Below are 26,004 nucleotides of genomic sequence, written 5' to 3'. Positions count from 1 at the left end.
AGATGAGTCGAGTCCCTTATCGATTTGAAACTAGACTATTGCATTTTGGAGGAGAAATTGACTCAGCTACTGGTGCATCCAGTGTTCCAATTTATCAAGCCTCCACTTTTCATCATGAGGATATCTTTCATCCGCCTGTTCATGATTACAGCAGATCCGGGAACCCGACGCGTCAAAAGCTGGAGGACTATATAGCACAGCTTGAGGGCGGTGCGCAAGGCTTTGCTTACGCATCGGGCATGGCGGCGATTTCGAGTACATTTATGCTGCTTTCAGCAGGTGATCATATCATCGTAACCGAGGATGTATACGGCGGTACCTACCGCTTGCTGACAAGTATACTAAACCGGATGGGGATGGAGTTCACATTTGTTGACATGACCGATCTGGAACAAGTAAAAGAAGCTTTACAACCGAACACAAAGGCTGTATATATGGAAACCCCTTCGAATCCAACCTTGAAAATAACGGATATTGGGGCCATTACGGCATGGGCTTTGGATCATGGACTATTAACGATCGTAGACAATACGTTTATGACGCCTTATTATCAGCGGCCGATTGAGCTAGGTGTGGATATCGTTCTTCACAGCGCTACCAAATTTCTTGGCGGTCATAGCGATGTGCTGGCAGGTCTCGCTGTTGCCAGAACAGAGAGCCTTGGAACGAAGCTGAAGCAGCTGCAAAACGGGCTTGGAACCGTGCTAGGGGCGCAGGATTCCTGGCTCCTCATGCGCGGAATGAAAACGCTTGGTGCGCGCATGACCTACAGTGAGCAGGGGGCCGCCAAGCTAGCGGCTTGGCTTACGGGACGCAGTGATATTGAAGCCGTTTACTATCCCGGACTGCTGGATCACCCGGGACGTGAAATTCATGAGAAGCAGTGCAGCGGTTACGGCGCAGTCGTGTCGTTTGATGTGGGTTCAGGTGAAAGGGCCAAGCAGGTGTTGAATGCGGTCAGTCTGCCGCTCGTTGCAGTGAGCCTGGGTGCGGTAGAGAGCATTTTATCTTATCCTGCGATGATGTCTCACGCTGCAATGGGCGAGAAGGTACGCCATGAGCGAGGAATTACCGATGGACTGCTTCGCTTTTCCGTGGGGCTGGAGGATATTGATGATTTAATTGGAGATTTGGCTCGTGCTTTGGATGTGTATAAATAACATATATTGTAGAGCGACATTCAATAAACTGGATGTCGTTTTTGCTTCCTTTTTGTGGTACGATGAAAAAGTTATGATATATCTAGACATGTGAAACCCACTGTCTTTTAGCTGTGATAAAGGAGGATCAAATATATGAGTACTGTCGATAGTATTCTAGATAAGGCACTGCGCGGTGAACGGTTGAATCTGGAGGATACCGTGACACTCTTTGATAGTGATGAGATTGAAAAAATCGGACATGCCGCCAATATTATGACCAAGCGGATGCATCCTGATCCGATTACAACATTCGTGATTGGACGTAACATCAACTATACGAATGTGTGCGATGTATATTGTCGGTTTTGTGCTTTTTATCGCAGACCGGGACATGAAGAAGGATATGTGCTTTCAGACGAGGAGATTTTTCAGAAAATCAAGGAAACCCAAGACGTTGATGGGACTGAAATCTTAATGCAGGGCGGAACAAATCCGAACCTGCCGTTTAGCTATTATACGGACTTGCTTCGAAATATTAAAAAACGTTTTCCTGATATTACGATGCATTCCTTTTCACCTGCCGAAATAGTGAAAATGATGGATGTGTCAGGCCTTAGCATGGAAGAAGTTGTACGCGAGCTGAGAGATGCAGGCTTAGACTCGTTACCTGGAGGCGGTGCCGAAATTTTGGACGACCGTATCCGACAAAAGGTGAGCAAGTTGAAAGGCAGCTGGCGTCAATGGATGGATGTCATGCAGACGGCGCATAAACTTGGAATGAACACAACAGCAACGATGGTTATCGGATTGGGAGAAACGATGGAGCAAAGAGCGCTTCACCTGCTTCGGATTCGGGATGCTCAGGATGAATGTATTCAAAATGGCTGGAACTCCAAAGGATTTCTTGCCTTTATACCGTTTACTTTCCAGCCGGATAACACCAATCTGAGACGTGAACGTGAGACCCCTGAATCTTACTTAAAGACGGTTGCAATCAGCCGCCTGGCTATCGATAATGTTCGGAATCTTCAATCCTCTTGGGTGACCATGGGACCAGAAATTGGCAAACTGTCGCTGTCATACGGATGCAATGATTTCGGAAGTACGATGATGGAGGAAAATGTGGTTTCTTCTGCAGGTGCGATATATAAAGTGAACATCGAGTCTATTCTGAAGCTGATTCGCGAGAGCGGCAACATTCCTGCCCAGCGTAATACGAAATATGATATTTTGCGTGTGTTCCATGATAACAGTACGGTAGAACGCGATTTTGTCATGCAAAACTAGAACTCATTTAAGTCATACAAGAAGCCCTGTTTATCGTTTATATTTCGAAAACAGGGCTTTTTCTTTTTCAATATCCGATGCACAGGTTCGTCTTACATATTTGCACTTCAAAGCAGGTGGGTGCTGTTAGAGTGAGCTTGCTTCTTTTTCCAAAAACGAGTTCCGTATATCCCCATTAAGGTCCCCATATACTGAAACAGGGAACCCGAAAGGAGCGATTCCATGGAACTGTTCAGCATATCGGTCAATACACGGACTGACGGTGAAAAAGAAGCTTTTTACCGTATCTTATCAAACCAGCAGAAGGTGCTACGCAAACAATGCAAGCAGCTGAAATTTTCATTCAGCGCTTCGGGAGATCGGGTTGTTTGGAAGTGCTCGGGAAAATTGCCGCTCGCATCTTGGACGGCATCGGTAGAGAAGGTGCGCTTGTTGGTTTCTGAAGCGGCCGCAGCTTACATTATGGAAGAGAAAGAACAGGAAATTGCCGCACGGATTTTGCTTTCTGACTTTGAATTTCATGATCTGGAAGAATCAGAACATGTTCTGCAATGGTATTTCATGCTGCTTGCCAAGGATGAACCTTCAGGAGACTTTTTACAGCAACGAGTGCAAAAGCTGAAAGACAGTATCTTTATGTGCCTCAAGGAGTATTCTGAATTGAACCTTGATGGTTTTATGACCTTTAGATTACAGGCGTATGAACAGGAGCTAAGGGAATTAGCGGAGTACGCGGTGGATGAGTTTATGCTGGATCAGCAGTACAAAGAGTTTGTTAATTTACTTAAATATTTTGTGTATTTTCAGGAACCGGCAATGCCTCTTGCTCATGTCATTCATAAAGGAGGAGAGGATTTTCTTCTCCTGGATGGCAGCTTAAAGCCGATTGAAAAGTTAAGGGGCGAAGGGCTCGTGATGGAACGGCTTGATCAGGAGATGGAGATTGAAGACATGATCGTCAGTACACTGATATCCGTTTCTCCTGCTCGCATGATCATCCATACGCGGGAGCCGGATCTTGCAGTTATTGTCACGCTTTCGCATATTTTTGAAGACAGGGCGGAGGTATGTATCGGATGTTCCGAATGCAGCCCTTTTCTGGGAAGCCTGGCGAATGATGACTTGACGTTCCCGGCTAAACGGGATTATAATAACTGATAAATTCACGTGAAAAGCGTTGACAAAGACATGAATCAAACAGTTTAAGACCGTTCAGAGAGAGGGAACCTCGGCTGCAATTTCCTCCGGTATGCTGTTGATTTACCCCTTTGTAGCTGCGTTGTCGAAATGAGAAAGTAGGCTTCGCCGGTTCATTGCCGTTACCCAATGCCAACGAAGGATCTTCTTAAAGCACCTTGAATGCATGACAGGGCTGTTTTGATGATTGAATTAGGGTGGAACCACGAGTATAGCACTCGTCCCTTTGCGGGACGGGTGTTTTTTATATTGTCCTGCAAACAGGTCATGAGATGAGACGTGAAAATGAATTGGAACAAGGATTTTTAGGAGGAATGTAGGATGTCTATTCGTATTAAGCTTCCGGACGGCTCTGTCCGGGAATATGCGAAAGGGAGCAGTATTGAAGATGTAGCGGCATCGATCAGCAGCGGGCTTCGAAAAAATGCCGTTGCCGGCAAACTGAACGGTCAGCTGGTGGACCTGTCGACCCCCCTTGAAGAAGGAGCTCTTATTGAAATTGTGACTCAGGATTCACCAGAAGGACTTGAGATTATGCGTCACAGTACTGCCCATTTGATGGCGCAGGCAACGAAGCGTTTGTTCGGGGCTAAAGCGGTAAAGCTTGGCGTTGGACCTGTTATTGAAGATGGCTTCTACTATGATATGGATCTCGAAGAGGCGCTGAATCCGGAAGATCTGCAAAAGATTGAGAAAGAAATGGATCGTATTATCGGTGAGAACCTTCCGATTGTACGCAAAGAAGTCAGCCGTGAAGAAGCGCTTCGCATTTTCGGTGAGCTGGAGGATCCTTACAAACTGGAGCTGATCAATGATCTGCCTGAGGACAGTGTTATCTCCATTTATGAACAGGGTGAATTCTTCGATCTTTGCCGCGGGCCACACGTGCCTTCTACCGGGAAAATCAAAGTTTTCAAGCTGATGAACGTAGCGGGTGCTTACTGGCGCGGTGACAGCAAGAATAAAATGTTGCAGCGTGTGTATGGTACTGCTTTTGTAAAAAAAGCACAGCTTGATGAGCATCTTCGTCTGCTGGAAGAAGCGAAAAAACGTGATCACCGTAAACTGGGTAAAGAGCTTGAAATGTTCACCTTCTCCCAGCTGGTCGGTCAAGGATTGCCAATCTGGTTGCCTAACGGGGCGAAGCTTCGCCGGACGCTGGAGCGTTATATTGTAGATATGGAAGAGCGCCTTGGATACCAGCACGTTTATACACCGGTTCTCGGTAACGTAGAGCTGTACAAGACGTCCGGGCATTTGGCACACTATGAGGAAGACATGTTCCCTAGAATGGTGATGGACAACGAGGAGCTGGTGCTCCGTCCGATGAACTGTCCGCACCATATGATGGTGTACAAGAGCAGTATGCACAGCTACCGCGACCTTCCGATCCGCATTGCGGAGCTCGGTATGATGCATCGCTATGAAATGTCTGGAGCACTGACGGGTCTTCACCGTGTCCGCGCGATGACATTGAACGATTCACATATTTTCTGCCGTCCGGACCAGATCAAGGAAGAATTTAAGCGTGTCATCGATCTGATCATGACTGTGTACAAGGACTTCGGTATTGATGATTACCGTTTCCGTCTGTCTTACCGCGATCCGCAAGATACCGAGAAATATTTCCCGAACGACGAAATGTGGGAAATGTCCCAGCGCATGCTGCGTGAGGTTGTGGAAAGTCTGGACATGCCGTTCTATGAAGCCGATGGGGAAGCGGCATTCTATGGTCCGAAGCTTGATGTTCAGGTTCGGACAGCGCTCGGCAAAGAAGAGACGTTGTCTACTGTTCAGCTGGACTTCCTGCTTCCGGAACGCTTTGAGCTTGAATATGTCGGCGATGACGGTCAAAAGCATCGTCCGGTCGTTATTCACCGAGGCATTCTTGGAACGATGGAACGGTTCGTTGCTTTCCTTCTGGAGAATTTTGCAGGTGCGCTGCCATTGTGGCTTTCGCCTGTACAGGTTAAGGTTATTCCGGTATCGACCGCTTTCGAAGATTATGCGAAGGAAGTGGCTGATAAGCTCAAGCTTGCCGGTGTTGCTGTAGAAGCCGACCTCCGCAATGAGAAGCTTGGCTATAAAATCCGTGAAGCGCAGCTTGAAAAAGTTCCTTACATGTTCATCGTTGGCGAGAATGAAATGAACGCCAAAGCGGTGTCTGTTCGTAAACGCGGTGAAGGCGACCTTGGTGCACAAGGTCTGGATGAAGTGATCGTTAAGCTTCAGGAGGAAATTAACAATCGTACCATTTGATATTTCTGCAAAGTTTACTATAGCATGAGATCAATCAACCTCTGTCATGTAATGTATAAACCTTTTGGAAATTGGGAAACCTCACTAGCAAGGGGGAGGTACTCAAATGAACAAATGGAAAACATGGCAGAGGTTTTTAATTTGCACATTGCTATCAGGATTGATGTATAGCTTCGTCTCGTTTGAAGCGGACGCTGTAGCGATCTTACAAATATCTTCAGACTCCTATGGAACCACTGAGCAGGTACAAACAAGCAATGAGGATGAGAAGGCAGAAGAAAGTTACTCTGTAAAGATGCCTGATTTATATGCATTCAGTGCTGTAGGCTTGGGCAATATGAGTTATTTGCTTCACTCTTCTCCGGAGAAGAGTGAGAATATCGAATCTCTGAAGAAAAAATCGCCTTCCATGCCTGTATTAGCACCTAGAGAAGATCAGGTAATTCACACGATTAAAGTAACAGCTACCGGATATACTGCCGGCTACGAATCAACAGGTAAAAGACCAGGACATCCGCAGTATGGAATTACCTATTCCGGTGTAAAGGTAAAGCGTGATAAAAATAAGGTATCGACCATTGCAGCTGACCCAAAAGTGTTTCCGCTGGGAAGCATTTTGTATATTCCGGATTATGGGTACGGAGTTGTTGCTGATACCGGGTCTGCGATTAAGGGCGAAAAGATCGATTTGTATTTTTCCACGACCAAACAGGTTTTTAAAGAATGGGGTAAAAAAGATGTCGAGGTACAGCTGATTAAGCGCGGAAACGGCAAGTGTACGGAAGAGATGCTGAACAGACTTGGTGAAGCTGTTGAAACGTACCGTTTTCTGCCTTCTTTTGTACTGGAAGAGGCTGTTTAAAGAGGAAATCAAGTTCACCGGATATAAGAATAATGACCGCCTGTCTATCACATACTATTTTCGGGGAGACGTTCCCCGAAGAGGATGATGGTATTGCTGGACAGGGAGGTGAATACTGTGGCTAAGAAAAGCAAAGTACAGGAAAACTACAAAACCCCAAATGAAAAGTTTAATGCTGAGTTTGCTGAGGAGAATAGTACTTCTGTTGCTCAAAAAGGTTCCCAGAAAGTTCAGGAGAACTACAAAACGCCAAACGAAAAGTTTGACGCTGAGTTTGCTGAGTTTGGTTCCCAAAGCACAAACAAAGCTAACCGCTAAATATCCACCTCATATTGTTTAATGCAGCCAAGACCTTCGTATATATGCGGAGGTTTTGGCTTTTTTTATAAAATAATCGGGATTTCGAAAACTTTTTAACTTATTATTCCACCCGCCTCGGTCTCCAGACCGATCCCGGTTTCATCCCGGCGCCGCTATTCCTGAAGCAGCACTTGTTGTACACTGTAATCAAAGGAATCATATGAAATGAAAAACAAGGGGATGCGGTTATGAATAGAAAAGGATGGAACCAGCTGTTTTGGGGGCTTCTTCTCATTGGAGCAGGAGTATTTTTTATGCTTCATCAGGCAGGATTTATTAATGTAAGCCTGGTACATCTCGTTTCCACATTTTGGCCTGTTATTTTGATATGGGTCGGCATACAAGGGATTGTGGGCTCACCCAGAAACGGAGGCGCCATATTGGGATCGATGATACCGTTAATCATCGGTTTGTATTTTCTGGGACGAAATCTGGACATCATTTTCTTTTCGTTTGGTGATCTGGTCAAATTTGCGCTGCCTGTTATGTTAATCGGCTACGGAATATCCGTTATCTTGAAGCCGAAGCATCAGGAACCGCCAAACCCGCCACAACCCTATAATAGGGACGATTACGAAAGTGTTGATCCGATTCCGGAAGCACCGAAAATGGAGTCCACTCTAGATGAAATGTTTGAGCAAACTTTTGGTCAAAAAAATGATCGGGAAAAACAATCCATTCCGGAGCAGAAGGAATATGTTATCCATGAACAGCCTCGTCATAGATCTCGACGCAGAGAGTATGAAGAGGGTATGGAAAGCTGGAATGATCATGGATGGCATCAAGGAAGCACAATCAATAAATCCGTCTTTATCGGTGATTTGAACTTCGGCAATGAATACTTCACACTTAAACCGACCAACACTTCGCTATTTATCGGAGATACTGTATTAGATCTAACAAAAGCTCAAATTCCTTATGGAGAGACCCGAATCAATATTTCGGCTTTCATCGGTGATGTTAAGGTGTTTGTACCAAACGATTCCGATCTCGGAGTTTATGTACAGACAAGTTCATTTATTGGAGATATGTCGGTTCTCGATCAGGAGCGCAGCGGTTTCATGAGCAGTGCCGGAATAGAAAGCCCATTTTACAGAGAGGCCGGCAAAAGGATACGTATTCATATCAGTGTCTTTATCGGCGATGTAAAAGTGAACAAGGTAGGATAACAATATGAACTTTATAAAAAATACAAAATGGGTGCTCATGCTTTACTTTTTGTTGATCGGTGCCGGGGTGGCTGTGTTTCTATATATCGCAGACCAGGCAGGCTACATGATTATTGAGGATAACCGGCTGTGGGTTTATTACACGGTCGGTATCATTCTGTTTACAGGAATTGTCGGATATATCGCTGGTCAGCGTATTCAAAGGCCGCTTGATCTGTTGCATTTGAACATGCTGCAGGTTGCCAAAGGCAATCTGGCGATTCGGCTGCCGGAAGCAGAGGATGCTTCATTTGCACGCGTATATAAAGAGTTTAATCGCATGACAGAAGCGTTAGAGAAGAAAATGAAAATTCTTCAGCGGCTTGGAGAACAGGACGTTATTGAAAAAGAAGTTGCTGCAGAAGCTGCTGTTCTGGAGGAGCGCAGGCGAATGGCTCGGGATTTACATGATACGGTCAGCCAGCAGCTTTTTGCTATTCACATGTCAGCTTCATCATTGCCGGGGGTTATGAAAAACAATCCGGAGCAGGGTGATAAAGTGCTGGAGCAGCTCATTTCGATGTCACATACCGCTCAAAAACAAATGCGAGCTTTAATCGCACAGCTGCGACCGCTTGAACTTGAAGGGAAAACATTAGAAGAAGCGCTGGAGCGCTGGTTTCCTGACTACTGCCGGAAAAACAACCTGAAAGGGATGAAGGATGTCGAGCTATGCGGCGGATTATCCGAAGCGATTGAACACCAGCTATTTCTCATTATTCAAGAAGCCATAGCTAACATTGTCAAACATGCCTGTGCAACGCTTATAAGCATGTCGCTACGAGAGGAACGTAACCGGGTTGTGCTGAGCATAAGCGACGACGGAATGGGCTTTGATGAAATGACGCAAAGACAAGGTTCGTATGGTTTGTCCACGATGCGTGAGCGGGCAGAAAAGCTGGGAGGTCAAGTCGATATCATCAGCCGGCGGGGGGCCGGAACGACCGTAAGGGTACATATACCGTTGTTTGAAAACCGGGTTGAGGATGAGGCGCAGCCTGACTCTGGTGAAAGAAGCCAGGAAGATATGAAGTCATCAGAAACCGAAAGGGGGAAAGTAAATGAGTGTAATTAAAATATTGCTTGCTGATGATCATGATATGGTTCGAATGGGCTTAAAAACATATTTGTCACTGGACCCGTCATTTGAAGTGATCGGGGAAGCTGCAAACGGGATGGAAGTGTTGGAGTTTTTAAGAAACGCTGAGGCGGGGCATCAGCCGGATCTGATATTGATGGATTTGATGATGCCAGTGATGAACGGTGCTGAAACCACAAGGGAGGCCATGAAGGAGTTTCCCGGGCAAAAGATCGTGATCCTGACGAGCTTCTTAGAGGATGATCTTGTGGTTGAATGTGTTGAAGCAGGAGCGGTCAGTTATGTTCTCAAAACGGTTTCTGCTGATGAACTTATTTATGCTTTGCAAGGTGCATATCGAGGAATGCCGGTCATGACAAAGGATGTATCTGAAGCTTTGACTCGGGGAATCCGCCAACATTTAGTTCAAGAAGATCGATCGGGGTTAACGGAGCGTGAGAAGGAAGTGCTTTTGCTTATAGCTGAGGGAAAGAGCAACAAGGAGATTGGGGAAGAGCTTCATATTAGCATTAAAACAGTCAAGACTCACGTCAGCAATCTGCTGATGAAATGTGAGCTGGAAGACAGAACTCAGCTGGCGATTTACGCGCATCGGAAAGGCTGGGTCGATGTCAACTGAAGCCTGAGATATGTTTTGCTCGTTCGTTTTTATCTTCCTTTTAATTGTTTTTAAGGTGATATTAAGGTTTATAGTACACAATAAGAACAGATCAAAAATTAACACCTAAAAACAATAAGGGTATTCTCAAATAGGAGGTAAAAATATGGACGATCAAAGAAATCGGTTTGGTCCTAACAATGAGGAACAAACCAATGAGGGTCAAGAACATCAAACGCAATCATCGGACAGCTCTTCTTATTATTATTCTTATGGTCCATTCAAGTCGATCAGTGATGGAGACGGTCAAAGAGAAGGGCAAGACGCTTACGGACAACATGGAGCGCAGGAAGTGGAAATTACAGCTCCACAGCCGGTAAAACAGGTTCCTGCTCCAAGTTATGCATCCGGAGCTTCAGGCCAAGGAAATGGGAATGGAGGAGGGAAAGGGGAATCCTTTTCAGAGAAAAACTCTGGCGGACAATGGAACTTTAATAACAGCAAGCCGAAAAGCTCTGTAAAAACCGTTCTCCTATCCTTTCTTGCAGGTATGCTTGTCATTACCGGGCTTATGTTTGCAGCGGATCGGGCAAATCTGTTTACCCCTGATACAGTAGCATCACAAGGTGCTGATTCAGGTGCTGGATCATCTGGCGGAAATAATGCTGCTACGGCAGTATCAGCTTCTTCTAATCCGGGTGATGTAACGTCTGTTGTCGATCAGGCGAGTCCTGCTGTAACACTGATTGAAACGTTTGTAAAGAGTGACGGAAGCAGTCAAGGCAATCCGTATATGAATGATCCAATATACCGCTTCTTCTTTGGTGACTTGCCGAATGGAAGAAGCAGCAGTGAAGGAAGTAGCAACGACTCTCCTCAGCTGATACAGTCTGGAATTGGGTCCGGCTTTATTTTTGACAAATCCGGTTATATTTTGACAAATGAGCATGTTATTCATGGTGCTGATGTTATTCAGGTAACTCTCCAGGATAATAAAAAGCCATACGAGGCCAAATTGCTCGGCTCAAGCTATGAGCTCGACCTGGCAGTTCTTAAGATCGAAGGAGATAAAGATTTCCCATATGTGGAACTTGGCAATTCGGAGGATTTGAAGGTTGGAGAATGGCTGGTTGCGATCGGTAACCCGAAAGGTTTTGAGCATACGGTAACAGCGGGTGTGCTTAGCTCCAAAGAGCGTAGCATTGAAATTGCCGGACAGAATGGTGAAGAGGATCGTAACTATGAGCATTTGCTTCAAACCGATGCTTCCATTAACCCAGGTAACTCAGGCGGTCCGCTCCTTAATATGAATGGTGAGGTCATTGGAATGAACGTCGCTGTAAGTGCAGAGGCGCAAGGTATAGGTTTCGCAATCCCTTCCGAGACTATTCTTGAAGTTCTGGATTATTTGAAGAACGGTCAAGAGGTACCGAAAGAACCGGTTCCTTTCATTGGAGCAACACTTGGCACACTGACCCCTCAAATAGCGCAGCAGCTTGGTACAGATGTGAAGGAAGGCACTTATGTTGACAGTGTATTATACCGCAGCCCTGCTTATGAAGCGGATCTCCGCCAGTATGATATTATTACCGGAGTGGATGGTACCAAATATGCAACGCATAACGAGCTCGTTGAATTTATTAAATCCAAGAAGGTCGGGGATAAAATTACGCTGAATGTTGTGCGTAACGGGAAGAAGCTGGACTTGCCGCTGACGATCGGTGATCGGAATGAATATCAAGCTTCCCAGAAACAGCAACAATAAAGTTTGAAACAATACAAGCGGAAGGGGATGCTCCTTCCGCTTGTGCTGTTCTCTAAGGCGTGGATATAATGGGGTTGTAGGAGAAATGATATAACAAACAGAGGAGATAATTATATGCGATCCCGAATTTTAATAGTAGACGATGATGAGAAAATCATTTCCATGTTAAGACGCGGTCTCGCCTTTGAAGGGTATGATGTTTATACCGCTTCTAATGGTGCAGAAGGCTTGAGAATGATTCTGAATGAAGAGCCGGACGTTGTTATACTCGACGTTATGATGCCGCAGGTGGATGGCTTTGAGGCGCTCCGAAGGCTTAGGGAAGGCGGGAGCAAAATACCTGTACTTATGCTTACAGCCAAAGACGAGGTTGAGAACCGGGTTAAGGGATTGGATACCGGGGCGGATGACTATCTGGTCAAGCCATTTGCTCTCGAAGAATTGCTTGCCCGTGTTCGGGCTCTGCTTCGCAGGAAAACGGATGAAGAGCTGGAGACACGGAAGATTGTATACGAGGACCTGGTTATGGATACGGATGCAAGGGAAGTCACCCGGGACGGCAAGAAATTGGAACTTACAGCCAAAGAGTTTGAGCTGCTTCATTTATTTATGATGAATCCGAAGCGGGTGCTGTCTCGTGACCTGATTATGGATAAAATCTGGGGCTATGATTATAGCGGTGAGTCGAATGTACTTGAAGTCTATATCGCGATGCTTCGGCAAAAAACGGAGGAGCATGGCGGTAAAAGATTGATTCAGACGATCCGCGGAGCGGGGTATATTTTACGGGGGGATACTTAAATATGTCTATTCGGCTGCGTCTTACAGCATGGTACTCCGGTATCCTGTTCATAACGCTGCTAGCCTTCAGCCTGGCTGTGTACGGGTTTGTTCATTTGTATACGTATGATGAATTGAAATCACGTATCCAGCAGCAATATAACAAAATCCGTCCGGTGCTTAGGATCAATGACGATGGAGGCACGAGTTTTTCGCCCGATCCTTCTTCCACCGTGCGTATGGAAGAGGCAGACCTTTATGTCCAGTCCTATACGTATCATAATCAGAAAGAATGGCGTTCCGACAACATGAAGCTTCGTGGTCTTGAATTTGATGTACCTTCCATTTCCAGGGCAGGCAAGGAAGCAGGATTTAAGATGCAAAATGTTGCAGGATATCCATTTTTAATATATCAGGACTTTGTTTATACACAGGATAACGAGGTTTACGGATGGTTACAGGTCGGAGCTTATACAGGACCCGCCGAAAGAACGCTGGCCCGGTTGAGATCCGTGCTGTTTACGGGATCTCTCGCCACACTTATCATTGCCTCGACGTTAGGTCTGTTCATGGCCCGGAAATCGATGAAGCCGATTCAGAAAGTGGCCGATGCCGCCAATCAGATTCAGAAGGGGACAGATCTTAGTTTGCGAATTGAAAATGACGGTCCGCAGGATGAGATTGGGAGTCTGATCGACACATTTAACGGCATGCTTGAGAGGACAGAAGGCTTCTATAAAGAGTTGGAGGATGCCTATGCCGCACAGCGTAGATTTGTTTCAGATGCTTCGCATGAGCTGAGAACACCTCTGACGACAATCCGAGGAAATGTGGACCTGCTCCACAAAATATGGGAGGGCTCCCCTTCTGAAAGACCGGATTTGGATGAGGAAACCTTGAAGCAAATATCGGTGGAGGCCATTGGGGATATTTCAGATGAAGCGAAACGAATGAGCCGCTTATTGTCCGATATGCTGTCACTTGCGCGTGCAGATACCGGCCAGACCTTTGAGAAGGAACCTGTAGCTCTGGAGCCTCTCCTTGAAGAAGTCGTCCGTCGGGCCAGCTTTCTTCCGCGTAAAGCCGAGTGGCATACCGGCGACTTGTCGATTCTTAACGGCGTATACGTGGAGGGCAACCGGGATTATTTACAACAGATGCTGTTCATTTTTATAGAAAATGGCTTTAAATACACACCTGAGGGCGAAGTCAGACTGGACGTGATCTTGTACAAAGGTCAGGTTGGCATCCGTTTCTCGGATACGGGAATTGGAATGAACAAAGACGAGGTTCCGTATATTTTCGATCGGTTTTACCGGGCTGATCAATCCAGAGGGGTAACGGAAGGGACCGGTCTTGGCTTATCGATTGCCAAATGGATTATCGATGTGCATGGGGGATCGGTTGAGGTCGTAACCAAAAGAGGGGAAGGCACCACGTTTATCGTCTGGCTGCCAATCATTTTTGCTCCTCCGCTGGAATAGCGTTATAATGAGAAAGATCGTCACGTAAATCAGAAAGCAGGTGAAGACCATGGAAGTGATCAAAATCTCGCCGCGCGGCTATTGCTACGGTGTTGTCGATGCAATGGTTTTGGCACGGCAGGCAGCGAAAAATTTGAATCTTCCGCGGCCTATCTATATATTAGGTATGATTGTTCATAACAGTCATGTTACGAAGTCTTTCGAGGACGAAGGGATTATTACGCTGGACGGGCCGAACCGTGTGGAAATATTGAATCAGGTGGATAAAGGGACCGTTATTTTTACAGCTCATGGCGTTTCTCCTGAAGTTCGCAAGCTGGCCAGAGATAAGGGATTGACTACGGTTGATGCTACGTGTCCTGACGTAACGAAGACCCATGATTTGATACGGGAGAAGGCTGCGGATGGGTATGTCATTATTTATATCGGCAAAAAAGGTCATCCTGAGCCTGAAGGTGCGATTGGAATTGCACCGGACCGCGTTCATTTAATCGAGAAGGAAGAAGAGATTGATTCTCTACAGGTGAAAGCTGACCGAGTGATCATAACGAACCAGACGACAATGAGCCAGTGGGACATCAAGCATATTATGAAGCGGCTGTTGGAGAAATATCCTCATGCAGAAATTCATAATGAAATCTGTCTTGCCACCCAGGTCCGGCAGGAGGCTGTGGCCGAGCAGGCCGGTCAGGCTGATTTGGTTATCGTTGTTGGTGATCCGAGAAGCAACAACTCAAACCGACTTGCTCAGGTGTCTGAGGAAATTGCAGGCGTCAAGGCATACCGGATCGGTGATGTTACTGAGCTGAAACGTGAGTGGTTTGAAGGTGTAAACAAAGTTGCTGTAACGTCGGGGGCATCGACTCCAACCCCTATCACGAAGGAAGTTATCGCGTATCTGGAGCAATATGAACATGATCAGCCCGATACGTGGGAGATTAACAGAACGGTTAATATGAGCAAGCTGCTTCCTCCGGTGAGGAAGAAGAGCCCTTCATCTTCCAACTAAAGCGTTTGGCCTAATTCGATATTTATTGATAATAACCCGAGCGGAATTTTTCGCTTCGGGTTATTTTAGTTAAAAGAAACGATTTTCATCCTGATGAAAGGGTGTTTATGTCGTTTCTTTTTCCATTTTTATGGATAAATATGAAAGCGTTTTAAAACTCGATTGATGAGTATCATTTTTCGTTGAATAGGCAAATAGTAACAGATAATTTATTCAGCTAAAATGAAGGCAACTAGATCAGTCGGGGGAGGAACAGATATGGCTCAGACATCCATTGAAAGAGAACACATCCCCAAACGGAGACAAGACAACATCCTGATCCGTTTTTTTAAACAGTGGGATATTCAATTGATGGTACTTCCAGCATTGGCGCTCATTTTTGTATTTGCTTACATACCTATGTATGGCGTATTAATGGCTTTCCAAGATTACAGTATTTTTAAGGGGATGGCGGCGAGCCCATGGGTCGGATTTAAGCACTTTCAGATGTTCTTTGAATCACCAGAATTTCTTAATGTTATGCGAAATACCATCGTCATCAGTTTAATGAAATTTTTTATCGGGTTTCCGGCTCCGATCTTGCTCGCTCTTATGTTGAACGAGGTCCGGAATATGGCTTTTAAACGGGTTGTACAAACCGTCAGCTATCTACCGCACTTTCTGTCGTGGGTTATTGTTGCGGGTTTCGCAATGTCTCTTTTGTCCACAGATAACGGAAGCATCAATATACTACTGCAAAAGTTCAACCTGATTGAAGAGCCTATCAGTTTTCTATCGATACCTGAATATTTCTGGGGAATATTGGTGACAACGGGAGTTTGGAAAGAGATCGGTTTTGGTTCCATTGTATACTTGGCTGCGATCGCTGGCGTTGATCCACATATGTATGAAGCGGCGGATATAGACGGTGCAAGTAAATTCCGACAGATCTTAACGATCACCCTTCCTACAATTATGCCGGTTGTCACAATCTTTATGATTCTTCAGATCGGAAACTTGCTCACCGCAGGTTTTGAAGATATTTTGCTCCTTGGTGTGAATCCGGTACTTCGTGACGTAGCGGATGTTATCGATACATATGTTTATCGAGTCGGTATTCAGAATTCACGATTCTCGTACGCTACTGCAGTCGGACTGTTCAAAGCCGTTATCAGCGTAGGGCTATTAACCATAGCAAACTTCGTTGCGCGTAAATCAGGTAACAGTCTATGGTAGGATTCAGGCCTCTAGTTGAAAGGAGCGAATGATCTTGGTACGTCTAAGCTTTGGAGACCGTGTAATGGTCATCATGATTTATATATTCCTCGTATTTCTGGCATTTGTAACATTTTATCCATTTTGGAACGCTGCGGTTATCTCTTTTAACGAAGGGGCTGATACATCACTTGGCGGCGTTACATTCTGGCCTAGAGAATTTACACTGGAGAACTACAAAATCGTATTTAACGATGATCGCATTATAAACGGTTTTTATGTTTCCATAATGCGGACCATTATAGGTACTATTTCATCAATCATTACGACTGCGATCTTTGCTTATGGGATGACCAAAAGAGAGCTGATTGGGCGTAAATATTACATGATTATGTGTATCGTCACGATGTACTTCAGTGGCGGATTGATTCCAAGCTTTCTTTTGATTCGCGCTTTGGGTTTGATGGATTCCTTCTGGGTATTTATTATCCCGTCTCTCGTTAGCGTCTGGAACATGATCATATTCAGAACCTTTTTTCGAGGACTTCCTGCAGGCTTGGAAGAATCGGCCAAAATTGACGGGTGTGGTAACTGGGGAGTGTTCTTCCGAATCGTGCTGCCGCTCTCAGGCCCGGTTATCGCTACGCTATCCTTGTTTACAGCAGTTAACCACTGGAACGACTGGTTTTATCCAAGCATCTATATCAACGATGAGAACCTGATGCCGATACAGACGATGCTGAAACAAATACTCAATACGAATATCGTTTCCGACCAGATTGGTAATCTGGATTCAGCGGCACAAGGACAGCTTCAAAAAATGCAGACCGTAACCTCAAAATCATTGTCCATGGCTACAATGATGGTCGCGACGGTTCCAATCATCATGGTATATCCGTTCGTCCAGAAGTATTTCGTTAAGGGTGTATTGGTAGGTTCATTGAAAGAATAGTTTGCTGACCATGATGTTAAAAGCTTACGCTTTAACATAAAACCATAGGCATTAACGAAAGGGGAAGAAAGAGAAATGAGGTTAAAAAGAAGGGCACTGACGTCATCAATGGCGGCTTTGTTGGCAGGGGCAATGCTACTTGCTGGATGTGCTGGAGGTAATGGGGGCAAAACGGCTAGTGAAGCTCCTGCGGAACCAGAGAACACAGATACTCCGAAAACAGAAAGCAAATATGTTCTAGGCGAAAACCCTTTGGATTTTACTTTCTATGGTCACTATGACTGGTATACAATGCCTCCATGGGGAGATGACGAAGCTTCAAAGTGGGTCAAGGAGAATAAGAAGGTTAATATCACAGCCATTCAATCTGGCGGTAATGCGGAACAGAAATTGAACACGATGATTGCGTCCGAGTCATTGCCTGATGTGATGTGGATGGACCGTGGACCGACTGTAGAAAAGTTGCGTTCAGAAGGCTTGCTCGTTCCTTTTGATGACTATCTCGATAAATATCCGAATTTGAAAGAATGGTTAGGAGAAGCAGGTATTAACATGCTTCGCTCGGAAGACGGCAAGTTGTATCAGTTCCCGAACTGGTATACAAGCCAGCCGAACGGTAACGCCGGTTACGTTGTCAACAAAAAGATCTATGAGGAATTGGGTTCACCGCCTCTGGAGACAACAGATGACTTGTACAATTATTTGAAAATGGTTAAAGAAAACTATCCGAACGTCGTTCCATTCGAGCCATATTTGGCTAAAGACGGACAGGGGCTAGACGTATTGTACAGTGCTTTTGGTGAAGATGTGCTTACTCGTTACATCAGTATCCGTGCTGTACCTCAAGGCGATAAATTGACTTCGATCTTTACGGACCCGGTATTCCGGGAGTCGATGCAGTATAGTTCCAAACTGTTCCGGGAGAAATTGATCTCTCAGGATGCCATGACACAAACAGCTGATCAGGTAAAAGAAAAAGTGAACACAGGCAGAGTCGCTGTATTTGCTTCATCCAGCCCGACGGAATATGCGATGAACGCTCATGCGCTCTTGACTGCGGAAGATCCAGATGCCGGTTACTTCATGATTTGGCCAATTCGCAAAGAAGGATTGGACAAAGATAAGATTTATCCGGGAACATACACTCAGCTGGGTTGGAACGTCAGCGTAATTACCAAAAATGCTAAAGACCCTGAAGCCATCTTTGCTTTCCTCGATTGGTACACAAGCCCTGAAGGACAGCGTATCCAAATGTGGGGACCAGAGGGTAAATACTGGGATGGCCTTGAAGAAGACGGATTAACACCAAAGTTTACTGAAGCTTATACAGAGGATGCAGAAGGTTTGGCTAAATTCCAGGCACTCACAACCAATATTCAGTGGACAGGTAACACAGTATACATCGACCAGGCAAAAGCTAAATACGAAAGCACATTGCCGGAAGAAAAGCGTAACTGGTCTACACGTTGGCAGCATGAAATTACATGGAAAACACAAGCGGATGCAACAGAGTTTATCAACTTGGACCCAATGCCGGATAGCGAGGAAGGAATTATTCGTCAGCGTGTCGAAGATATATACCTAGAAGCTAGAGCTAAAGCCCTCTATGCGAAAAGTGATGACGAAGTTTTAGCCATTCTGGATCAGGCGGAAGCAGATGCACAGGCTGCTGGGTACAGTAAGCTGCTTGAGTTCAAGACACAGAGATGGCAAGAGAATCTCCAAAAAATGGCGGGGAATTAATGTTTAATTCCTGAGCACTTAAGTGGGTATACTGCGGTCGCAGTATACCCTTAAGGTTTTTGAAGGGGTGAATCTTTCATGTATAAAGTACTATTAGCCGATGATGAGATTTTGGATCTAGAAGGGATGAAGCGCTTTATTCCTTGGGAGTCTTTAGGGATGTCAGTCGTAGATAGCGTGAACAACGGCTTTGCCGCATATGAGGTTTTGGAGAAAGAAGATATCGATATTTTGGTAACTGATATTCGGATGCCGAATATGACAGGGCTTGAGCTGGCTCAAAAGGCAATTGAAATACAAGAAGATATACGTGTTATATTTGTAAGCGGTTACGAAGATTTTGGATATGTGAAGCAGGCCATTGCTTTAAATGCTTGCAGTTATGTGCTGAAACCGATGGATGATCAAGAGCTGATTGAGGCTCTGCACAAAGTTCGTCGTGAACTCGATAAAAGTAAAGAGCATCAGTTGACTGAACTGGCTTATAAGCAGATGGTTCCGCTCGTTAAAAATCAATATCTGCTTCAGCTTTTGGAAAAGCCTTACGAGGCAGTCCCTTTGGAAGTCCTTAATAAAGAATATAAGTTAAACGAAATAGCATGGCCGGTATGTGTAGCGCTGCTGGAGATTGATGATGTGTCCTGGAAGCTTAATCAATTGGACGAGGCTGATCAAGAGGACGTTGTTGACCTTTTTTTCTCGCAGCTTCATCGGCTGCTTGCTGAACAAAATATTGATTATGTTTGCAAAGTATCAGATTATCGGATGGCCATGCTTTTGGATGAAAAAAATGAAAAAGCGATTGCAAGTCGTATTTTAGAACAATTAAAAGATGAGTTCCCATTTACCGTAACTGTAGGATTAAGCAGTCCTGTAAGCAGGCTGATGGACTTGCATCCGTCTTATCGCGAGGCTGTATCTGCGCTGGATCATAAGATGTTTTATGGAAAAGGCAGATGGATACCCTATGCGGATGTGCCTTCTGAAGATATAAAGGATGCGGAAAACTTATACATCCGGCTGGATTCATTGCTGAGTGCGATGACGAATTATGAACTGGTACGCATTCATGACGAACTGGAGGAACTACTGCTGCTCGCATCCAGCTTGCGATCGAAATTTACTATTCAGAACTTTGCCATGTACATTGTTTTGAAGCTGGATGATCATTTGCATAACAATAATGAGAATTTATTTAAAATATCAGGTATGGAGCTGAAAAACCTGGACATTTTACTTCAGTTTGAGACGATCGATGACATCTTTTCATGGTTGAGGAGACTTGTATTTGAAATATCGGAGCAGCTCCATAATAAGAAGCAGTCTAAAAACGGGCGTTTAATTCAAGAGATTATCGAGGACGTAAGTTCACGTCTTCATGAGAACATTACGCTTCGGGATATTGCTAATCGATTTTCCTTCTCACCCAATTATTTAGGGCTGCTCTTTAAAGAGGAAACCGGTCATAATTTTAGTGATTATGTCATTGCGATGCGAATGGAGAAGGCCAGGGACTTATTGCGAAACACCAAACTTAAAATTTATGAAATTGCATCACAAACGGGATATCAATATCTTCCTTATTTCAGTCGTCAGTTCAAGGAAACCTATGGAATGACCCCGCTGGAATACAGACGAAAATTTTCATGATTGATTAGCGATAAGCAGGGGCGTGAGCAACATGTGGTCCAAATTTAAAATAACACGGATGTCATTCGGCCATAAGTTAATGCTGTCTTACTGTATTCTTATATTGATACCGGTCATTCTCATCAGTAACGTAGCCAGTCACATCTATACAGAATCCATTAGAGAACAAGCTCGCGGCACGATTCAAGGAACGTTGCATCAGATGAAAAATAACATTGCATTTAAGATGGAGGATACGAAGCGGATATCTGACATGCTTTATTTTGACCATCATCTGGCCAGGGTGCTGCGCCATTATGAGGAAGGCTGGACGAGTTACAATTCAACGAAAAATACTCTTATACCGAAGTTTCAAACCGCAGTAGAGACATCAAACCGGGGAGTGTGGCTGTCCGTCTATCTTAAAAACGATACATTTCCCGAAGTTTATAACCTTTATGAAAATATGAATCCACTTGAAACGAACGAAAGACAATTTGATATTTACCACTATGAACGATTGATAAATAAAGAATGGTATACGAATTATCCGAAAGAGGAAGTGTACGGGAACACCATGCAATGGAGGCAGGTGGAAGACGACGAAAAGTACGGTAACATCTCCCTTCTGCGAAGAATTATCGATATTAGCGGGAAGTCATATCCCAATGATGAAATTGGATTTATGAAAATTACTGTATCTCTTAAGGATTTGTTTGATAGCATTGATTTTCAAAAAATAGGCGAAGGCACGACTATATATATTTCGGACTTGAGCAGCAATGTGATCGTATCGTCTGGACCAAACGATATTTCAGAAATTGAGGCATTAAACGAACTAAATAATGAAAATGCCCTTGTCATTCGGGACAGTCTTCCGGGGCTGAATATGGAGCTGGTAGCCATTATACCCGCACATATTTTAGAAAAGGACACGGTTAAAGTTCAAAACATGACGGTGTTGATCAGTTTGGGTTGTATTGTCATTTTCTTTTTCCTGAGTATTATCGTATCCCGTTATTTTGGCAAGAGGGTGTCCAAAATTGTAAAGGTGGTAGACTCCTTTCAGGAAGGTGAGTTTCATAAGCGTATCCATTTTAAAGGCAATGACGAGTTTACGAAAATTGCTTCTGCTCTGAATGAAATGGGGAGTAACATTGGTCAATTGATCCAGGAAGTTTATTTGGCCGACCTGCAGAAGAAAGAGGCGGAGCTGGAATCGCTTCATGCGCAAATCAACCCGCACTTTTTGTATAATACACTTTCCTCGATCAGCCGTTTGGCTAAATTCGGCAAGTTGGAGAAACTGCAGCGGATGGTTTTGGACTTGGCTAAATTTTATCGCCTTTCCCTGAATGAGGGCAGAAACGTTATCCCTGTAAAAAGTGAAGTGGAACAGGTTCAGGCTTATATCGATATTCAAAAAATCAAATATGAAAACCGGATGCAAATAGAATATGACATTGCTCCTGAGGTTGTTCGCTACGAGACAGTAAAGCTCATCCTTCAACCTTTCATTGAAAATGTATTGGAACATGCCTGGATGGGAGATTCGATTTACATTCGAATCAGCGGCAGGATAACGAATGAGGGATTGGAATTTAAAATCATTGATAACGGTGTTGGCTTTCCTCCAGGAACGATCAGGGATCTGGCAGGAGCGAACGAGCTAACGAATGCCGGCTATGGTATTAAAAATGTTGATCAGCGCATTAAGCTACATTATGGCATGCAATACGGGGTGACTTTGTTCAGCCGTCCTGGAATAGGAACGTCGGTCAGAATTATAATTCCTTTGGTAAAACGGCAAGTTTATGAGGGGCGAAATAAAACCAGCTTTCATTCATGATAGAATGGCTCCCTGTTTGTCAGGTATGAATTAAGGCTTGACGAACAGGGAAATTTTTAGTACATTTACTTCAATGCATAGAAGCTTAAAAGCAAACAAGCGCTTAAGTATGAAAGTGAATAAATAGAGTTGAGATGTGAACAAAAATATATTTAGAAAGAAGGATATAGAAATGATCGTGATTACATCTAATAAAATTCCGGAAGATCAGTTCCGTCAAATCGTTAACGAAATAGAGAAAGAAGGACTTCAGGTCCATATCTCGAAAGGGACAGATCATACTGTTATCGGCCTCATCGGAAGTGTTGATCCGAAGCTCTCGGAGCATCTTCGCCAAATGAAAGGTGTACAGAATGTCGTTAAAATCTCTAAATCTTACAAGCTCGCAAGCCGGGATTTCCATCCGGAAAACACGGTGATTAATATTAAAGGTGTGAAGATCGGTGGCGATAACCTGGTCGTTATGGGGGGGCCTTGTGCAGTAGAATCGGCGGAGCAGATTGATGAAATTGGAAGACTGGTCAAGGCTGCAGGCGGCCAGGTGCTTCGGGGCGGGGCATTTAAGCCTCGTACCGGACCTTACAGCTTCCAAGGCATTGGCGTTGAAGGGCTTATTATGATGGCTGAAGCTGGGGAGAAACATGGACTGCTTACCATTACAGAAGTGATGACACCGGAATATGTAGATATCTGTGCGGAATACGCTGATATTTTGCAGGTTGGAACCCGAAATATGCAAAACTTTGATTTGTTGCGGAAGTTGGGGACTTGCGGCAAGCCGGTTTTATTAAAACGTGGTTTCAGCTCGACTTACGATGAATTCCTTAATGCGGCTGAATACATTCTTGCTGGTGGAAATCCAAATGTTATGCTGTGCGAGCGTGGAATCCGAACATTTGAGACGTACACCCGCAACACCCTTGACTTGTCTGCGATCCCTGTTTTGCAGCAGTTAAGTCATCTGCCTGTTATTTCCGACCCAAGTCATGGAACAGGCAGACGTGAGCTTGTTGAACCGATGTCCAAAGCTTCGGTTGCAGCTGGCGCAGACGGGCTAATCATTGAAATGCATACGGACCCGGATCATTCCATGACAGGGGATGGGGTTCAATCGCTGTTCCCGGACCAGTTCGCTCAGTTGCTGAAAGACCTGGAGAAGCTTGCTCCGATCGTCGGAAAAACTTTTAATACGGTAAAGGCACCTACTGTCGACTTCCAAAGGGTTTGATCATACAGGACTTGAAATTGTACAAGGTCACAAAGTTTAAGCAAAACGTCTTTCTTCAAGAAAGGCGTTTTTTTGGTTGAAAAAAGTTATCTAGCCATACTTTAGCATTTTAGATGGGTTGAGCCGAAACGTAATTATGGCATATTCAAAATGCCGAAGCTGATGCACATGTAAAGTTATATTAAAATATATGTAAGGTTTTATAACATTAATTTGAAAAATACCTGACATGAGTATTGACGTTACATATTACAGCAGAATATAATGACAAAAAAGAAAGTGAAATTTAAGGAACGTTATCGTGTGAAAACATCTTTAATGTTCGGAAATAGGAGGAAGAGACATGTCGGTAGAGAGTGTAATGCAGATGATTCAAGCAAATAGCGTTGAATGGGTTGATTTTCGGTTTGTAGATTTGTCAGGACGGGCGCATCATATTACATTACCGGCATCAGAAGTAGATGAGGAAACGTTTGTGAATGGGGTGGCCTTTGACGGTTCTTCCATTGTAGGTTTCCGCGGCATTGAAGAATCGGATATGGTGATGATCCCGGACCCGGAATCATGTTACATCGATCCCTTTACTGCACATCCTACACTGAATATTATGAGCAATATTTATACACCGGATGGTGAAGCATATGATCGGGACCCCCGCGGGATTGCAGAACGGGCTGAGCAATTTTTGCAGGACAGCGGCATAGGTACCGCTGCGTTTTTTGCTCCGGAATCTGAGTTTTTTCTGTTTGACGATGTTCGTTATGAAAGTTCGATGAATCGTTCCAGTTATGTCGTTGAGTCCGGGGAAGCGGCATGGAACACCAATCGGAAGGAAGAAGGCGGTAATCTCGGATTCAAGATCGGTGTTAAAGGTGGTTACGTGCCTGTGGCTCCAGTTGACACTCATCAGGATATCCGCAGCGAAATGTGCCGTTTGCTAAACGAAGCTGGACTTCGGGTAGAGCGCCATCATCATGAGGTAGCAACCGCAGGTCAGGCGGAGATCAACTTCCGTTTTGATACATTGAAGAAAACAGCAGACAATCTGCTGATCTATAAATACATTGTTCATAATACCGCACGTCAATATGGAAAAACCGCTACATTTATGCCGAAGCCCCTCTTTGGTGATAACGGAAGCGGGATGCATGTCCATCAGTCTATTTTTAATGGAGACACTCCACTTTTCTATGAAAAAGGGGCTTATGCCAATCTTAGTGAGACCGCAATGCATTATATCGGCGGCATTCTGTATCATGCTCCGGCTCTTATTGCACTAACGAACCCAAGTACGAATTCTTTCAAACGTCTAGTACCCGGTTATGAAGCTCCTGTAAATCTGGTATTCTCGAAAGGTAACCGTTCAGCGGCGATTCGGATTCCGGTTGCAGCGGTCACACCTAAAGGTTGCCGAATTGAGTTCCGTACGCCGGATTCAACAGCGAATCCGTATCTGGCCTTCTCTGCGATGCTGATGGCTGGTCTGGACGGTATTAAACGGAAGATTGATCCAGTCACGCTCGGATACGGACCGTTTGACAAAAACATTTACGAACTGTCTGATGCGGAGAAGAGGGAGATCCGCAGCGTGCCGGGAACGCTGGATGAAGCACTGGATGCCCTGCAGGCGGATTATGAGTTTTTAACAGAAGGCGGCGTATTTACGAAGGAGTTTCTTGACAACTTCATCGAGTTGAAACGGAGTGAAGCCAAAGCTGTATCGATTCGCGTGCATCCGCATGAATATTCGCTCTATTACGATATTTAATGAAGCAAGAAAGATGCCCTGTGGGTAAAACTGGTCAAGCCCCATTTTTGTAGACATTGAAAAAAGCCCTAAGCTACAAGCTTGCTCCGATACTGTATCGGTGTCAACTTGTTTAGCTTCCTTTGAAGCCTCATGGTTATAAAAGTGTATAAATTCTTCTATTCTCTGTTGTGCCTCATCGAGAGAACGAATATGATAAGGATAGAGCGTTTCTGCTTTAAGATGTGAGAAGAAGCTCTCCATAGCGGCGTTGTCTAAACAATTGCCGCGCCTGGACATGCTGATTTGGGCGTTAACCGTAGACAGCATGTCGTGATACACATGAGACGTGTACTGGAAGCCTTGATCGCTGTGAACGATCAATCCGGCTAACTTGCCAGTCGCGTCTTTTTGCATGTCAAATGCGGCTTTAAACGTCTCCAAGACCAATTCGTTGTCGTTGCGTCTGCTTATGTGATGAGCAACAATCTCTTTGGTACACAAATCTTTAATAGCTGACAGATATAATCGCTCCTCCCCAACACATACTGCGTCACATCCGTTACCCACTTTTGGTTTGGTCTGTCTGCTGTAAAATCGCGTTTAAGCAAA

Annotated in this window: 20 protein-coding genes and 1 pseudogene; 20 read left to right on the top strand and 1 reads right to left on the bottom strand. The window is 44.7% G+C overall.

The genetic code is table 11. The annotated features are described in order from the left end of the window. Window positions 1-2 precede the first annotated feature (2 nt). From C8268_RS04575 to glnA, 20 genes are all read left to right on the top strand, one after another. Window positions 3-1,160 carry a trans-sulfuration enzyme family protein gene (locus C8268_RS04575; RefSeq protein ID WP_106766588.1) on the top strand — a complete coding sequence of 386 codons (1,158 nt, stop codon included), beginning with the start codon at window positions 3-5 and terminating at the stop codon, window positions 1,158-1,160. A gap of 135 nt (window positions 1,161-1,295) precedes the next feature. Further along, window positions 1,296-2,429: a cyclic dehypoxanthinyl futalosine synthase gene (gene mqnC / locus C8268_RS04570; RefSeq protein ID WP_106766587.1), complete on the top strand. Its 1,134-nt coding sequence runs from the start codon at window positions 1,296-1,298 to the stop codon at window positions 2,427-2,429. 222 nt (window positions 2,430-2,651) lie between these two features. Beyond that, a complete protein-coding gene (locus tag C8268_RS04565; RefSeq protein ID WP_106766586.1) occupies window positions 2,652-3,587 on the top strand; it encodes a putative sporulation protein YtxC in 936 nt (311 codons plus the stop codon). A gap of 360 nt (window positions 3,588-3,947) precedes the next feature. Then, on the top strand, window positions 3,948-5,885 hold the full coding sequence (thrS, locus tag C8268_RS04560) for a threonine--tRNA ligase (RefSeq protein ID WP_106766585.1): 1,938 nt from the start codon (window positions 3,948-3,950) through the stop codon (window positions 5,883-5,885). Window positions 5,886-6,222: 337 nt separating this feature from the next. Next, window positions 6,223-6,747, top strand: coding sequence for a 3D domain-containing protein (locus tag C8268_RS04555; RefSeq protein WP_420094268.1), 525 nt, complete (start codon window positions 6,223-6,225; stop codon window positions 6,745-6,747). 117 nt (window positions 6,748-6,864) lie between these two features. Then, complete coding sequence (locus tag C8268_RS04550; protein WP_106766583.1) at window positions 6,865-7,065, top strand: hypothetical protein; 201 nt, start codon at window positions 6,865-6,867, stop codon at window positions 7,063-7,065. Between the two features lie 230 nt (window positions 7,066-7,295). Beyond that, on the top strand, window positions 7,296-8,276 hold the full coding sequence (gene liaF, locus C8268_RS04545; protein WP_106766582.1) for a cell wall-active antibiotics response protein LiaF: 981 nt from the start codon (window positions 7,296-7,298) through the stop codon (window positions 8,274-8,276). 4 nt (window positions 8,277-8,280) lie between these two features. Beyond that, window positions 8,281-9,390 carry a sensor histidine kinase gene (locus C8268_RS04540; protein ID WP_106766581.1) on the top strand — a complete coding sequence of 370 codons (1,110 nt, stop codon included), beginning with the start codon at window positions 8,281-8,283 and terminating at the stop codon, window positions 9,388-9,390. Beyond that, window positions 9,377-10,033: a response regulator gene (locus tag C8268_RS04535; RefSeq protein WP_106766580.1), complete on the top strand. Its 657-nt coding sequence runs from the start codon at window positions 9,377-9,379 to the stop codon at window positions 10,031-10,033. Before C8268_RS04540 ends, C8268_RS04535 begins: the two co-directional genes overlap by 14 nt. A gap of 145 nt (window positions 10,034-10,178) precedes the next feature. After that, window positions 10,179-11,777, top strand: a complete 1,599-nt coding sequence (locus tag C8268_RS04530; RefSeq protein WP_106766579.1) for a S1C family serine protease — start codon at window positions 10,179-10,181, stop codon at window positions 11,775-11,777. A 114-nt stretch (window positions 11,778-11,891) separates the two neighbouring features. Then, window positions 11,892-12,578 carry a response regulator transcription factor gene (locus C8268_RS04525; protein WP_106766578.1) on the top strand — a complete coding sequence of 229 codons (687 nt, stop codon included), beginning with the start codon at window positions 11,892-11,894 and terminating at the stop codon, window positions 12,576-12,578. 2 nt (window positions 12,579-12,580) lie between these two features. After that, window positions 12,581-14,041, top strand: a complete 1,461-nt coding sequence (locus C8268_RS04520) for a sensor histidine kinase (RefSeq protein ID WP_106766577.1) — start codon at window positions 12,581-12,583, stop codon at window positions 14,039-14,041. Window positions 14,042-14,090: 49 nt separating this feature from the next. Beyond that, the gene (locus C8268_RS04515) at window positions 14,091-15,050 is read left to right on the top strand and encodes a 4-hydroxy-3-methylbut-2-enyl diphosphate reductase (protein WP_106766576.1); all 960 of its coding nucleotides are present in this window, start codon (window positions 14,091-14,093) and stop codon (window positions 15,048-15,050) included. 258 nt (window positions 15,051-15,308) lie between these two features. Then, complete coding sequence (locus tag C8268_RS04510; RefSeq protein WP_106766575.1) at window positions 15,309-16,265, top strand: ABC transporter permease; 957 nt, start codon at window positions 15,309-15,311, stop codon at window positions 16,263-16,265. A gap of 34 nt (window positions 16,266-16,299) precedes the next feature. Then, window positions 16,300-17,196: a carbohydrate ABC transporter permease gene (locus C8268_RS04505; RefSeq protein WP_106766574.1), complete on the top strand. Its 897-nt coding sequence runs from the start codon at window positions 16,300-16,302 to the stop codon at window positions 17,194-17,196. Between the two features lie 75 nt (window positions 17,197-17,271). After that, a complete protein-coding gene (locus tag C8268_RS04500; RefSeq protein WP_106766573.1) occupies window positions 17,272-18,939 on the top strand; it encodes an extracellular solute-binding protein in 1,668 nt (555 codons plus the stop codon). A 78-nt stretch (window positions 18,940-19,017) separates the two neighbouring features. Beyond that, window positions 19,018-20,589: a response regulator gene (locus tag C8268_RS04495; protein ID WP_106766572.1), complete on the top strand. Its 1,572-nt coding sequence runs from the start codon at window positions 19,018-19,020 to the stop codon at window positions 20,587-20,589. A gap of 31 nt (window positions 20,590-20,620) precedes the next feature. Further along, window positions 20,621-22,417, top strand: a complete 1,797-nt coding sequence (locus tag C8268_RS04490; RefSeq protein ID WP_106766571.1) for a sensor histidine kinase — start codon at window positions 20,621-20,623, stop codon at window positions 22,415-22,417. A 172-nt stretch (window positions 22,418-22,589) separates the two neighbouring features. Then, entirely contained in the window at window positions 22,590-23,645 is a 1,056-nt protein-coding gene (gene aroF, locus C8268_RS04485) for a 3-deoxy-7-phosphoheptulonate synthase (RefSeq protein WP_106766570.1), read from the top strand. Window positions 23,646-23,988: 343 nt separating this feature from the next. Further along, the gene (glnA, locus tag C8268_RS04480) at window positions 23,989-25,413 is read left to right on the top strand and encodes a type I glutamate--ammonia ligase (protein WP_106766569.1); all 1,425 of its coding nucleotides are present in this window, start codon (window positions 23,989-23,991) and stop codon (window positions 25,411-25,413) included. A gap of 180 nt (window positions 25,414-25,593) precedes the next feature. Here the strand turns inward: glnA and C8268_RS23490 are convergent. Then, window positions 25,594-25,962, bottom strand: a pseudogene (locus C8268_RS23490) (transposase); the annotation flags it as partial. Window positions 25,963-26,004 lie beyond the last annotated feature (42 nt).

Source organism: Paenibacillus faecalis, assembly GCF_900289175.1.
In the GTDB taxonomy this organism is placed as follows: Bacteria; Bacillota; Bacilli; order Paenibacillales; family Paenibacillaceae; genus Paenibacillus_AQ; species Paenibacillus_AQ faecalis.
Note: the sequence above shows the minus strand (reverse complement) of the source record. Positions and strands in the feature narration are given on the sequence as shown.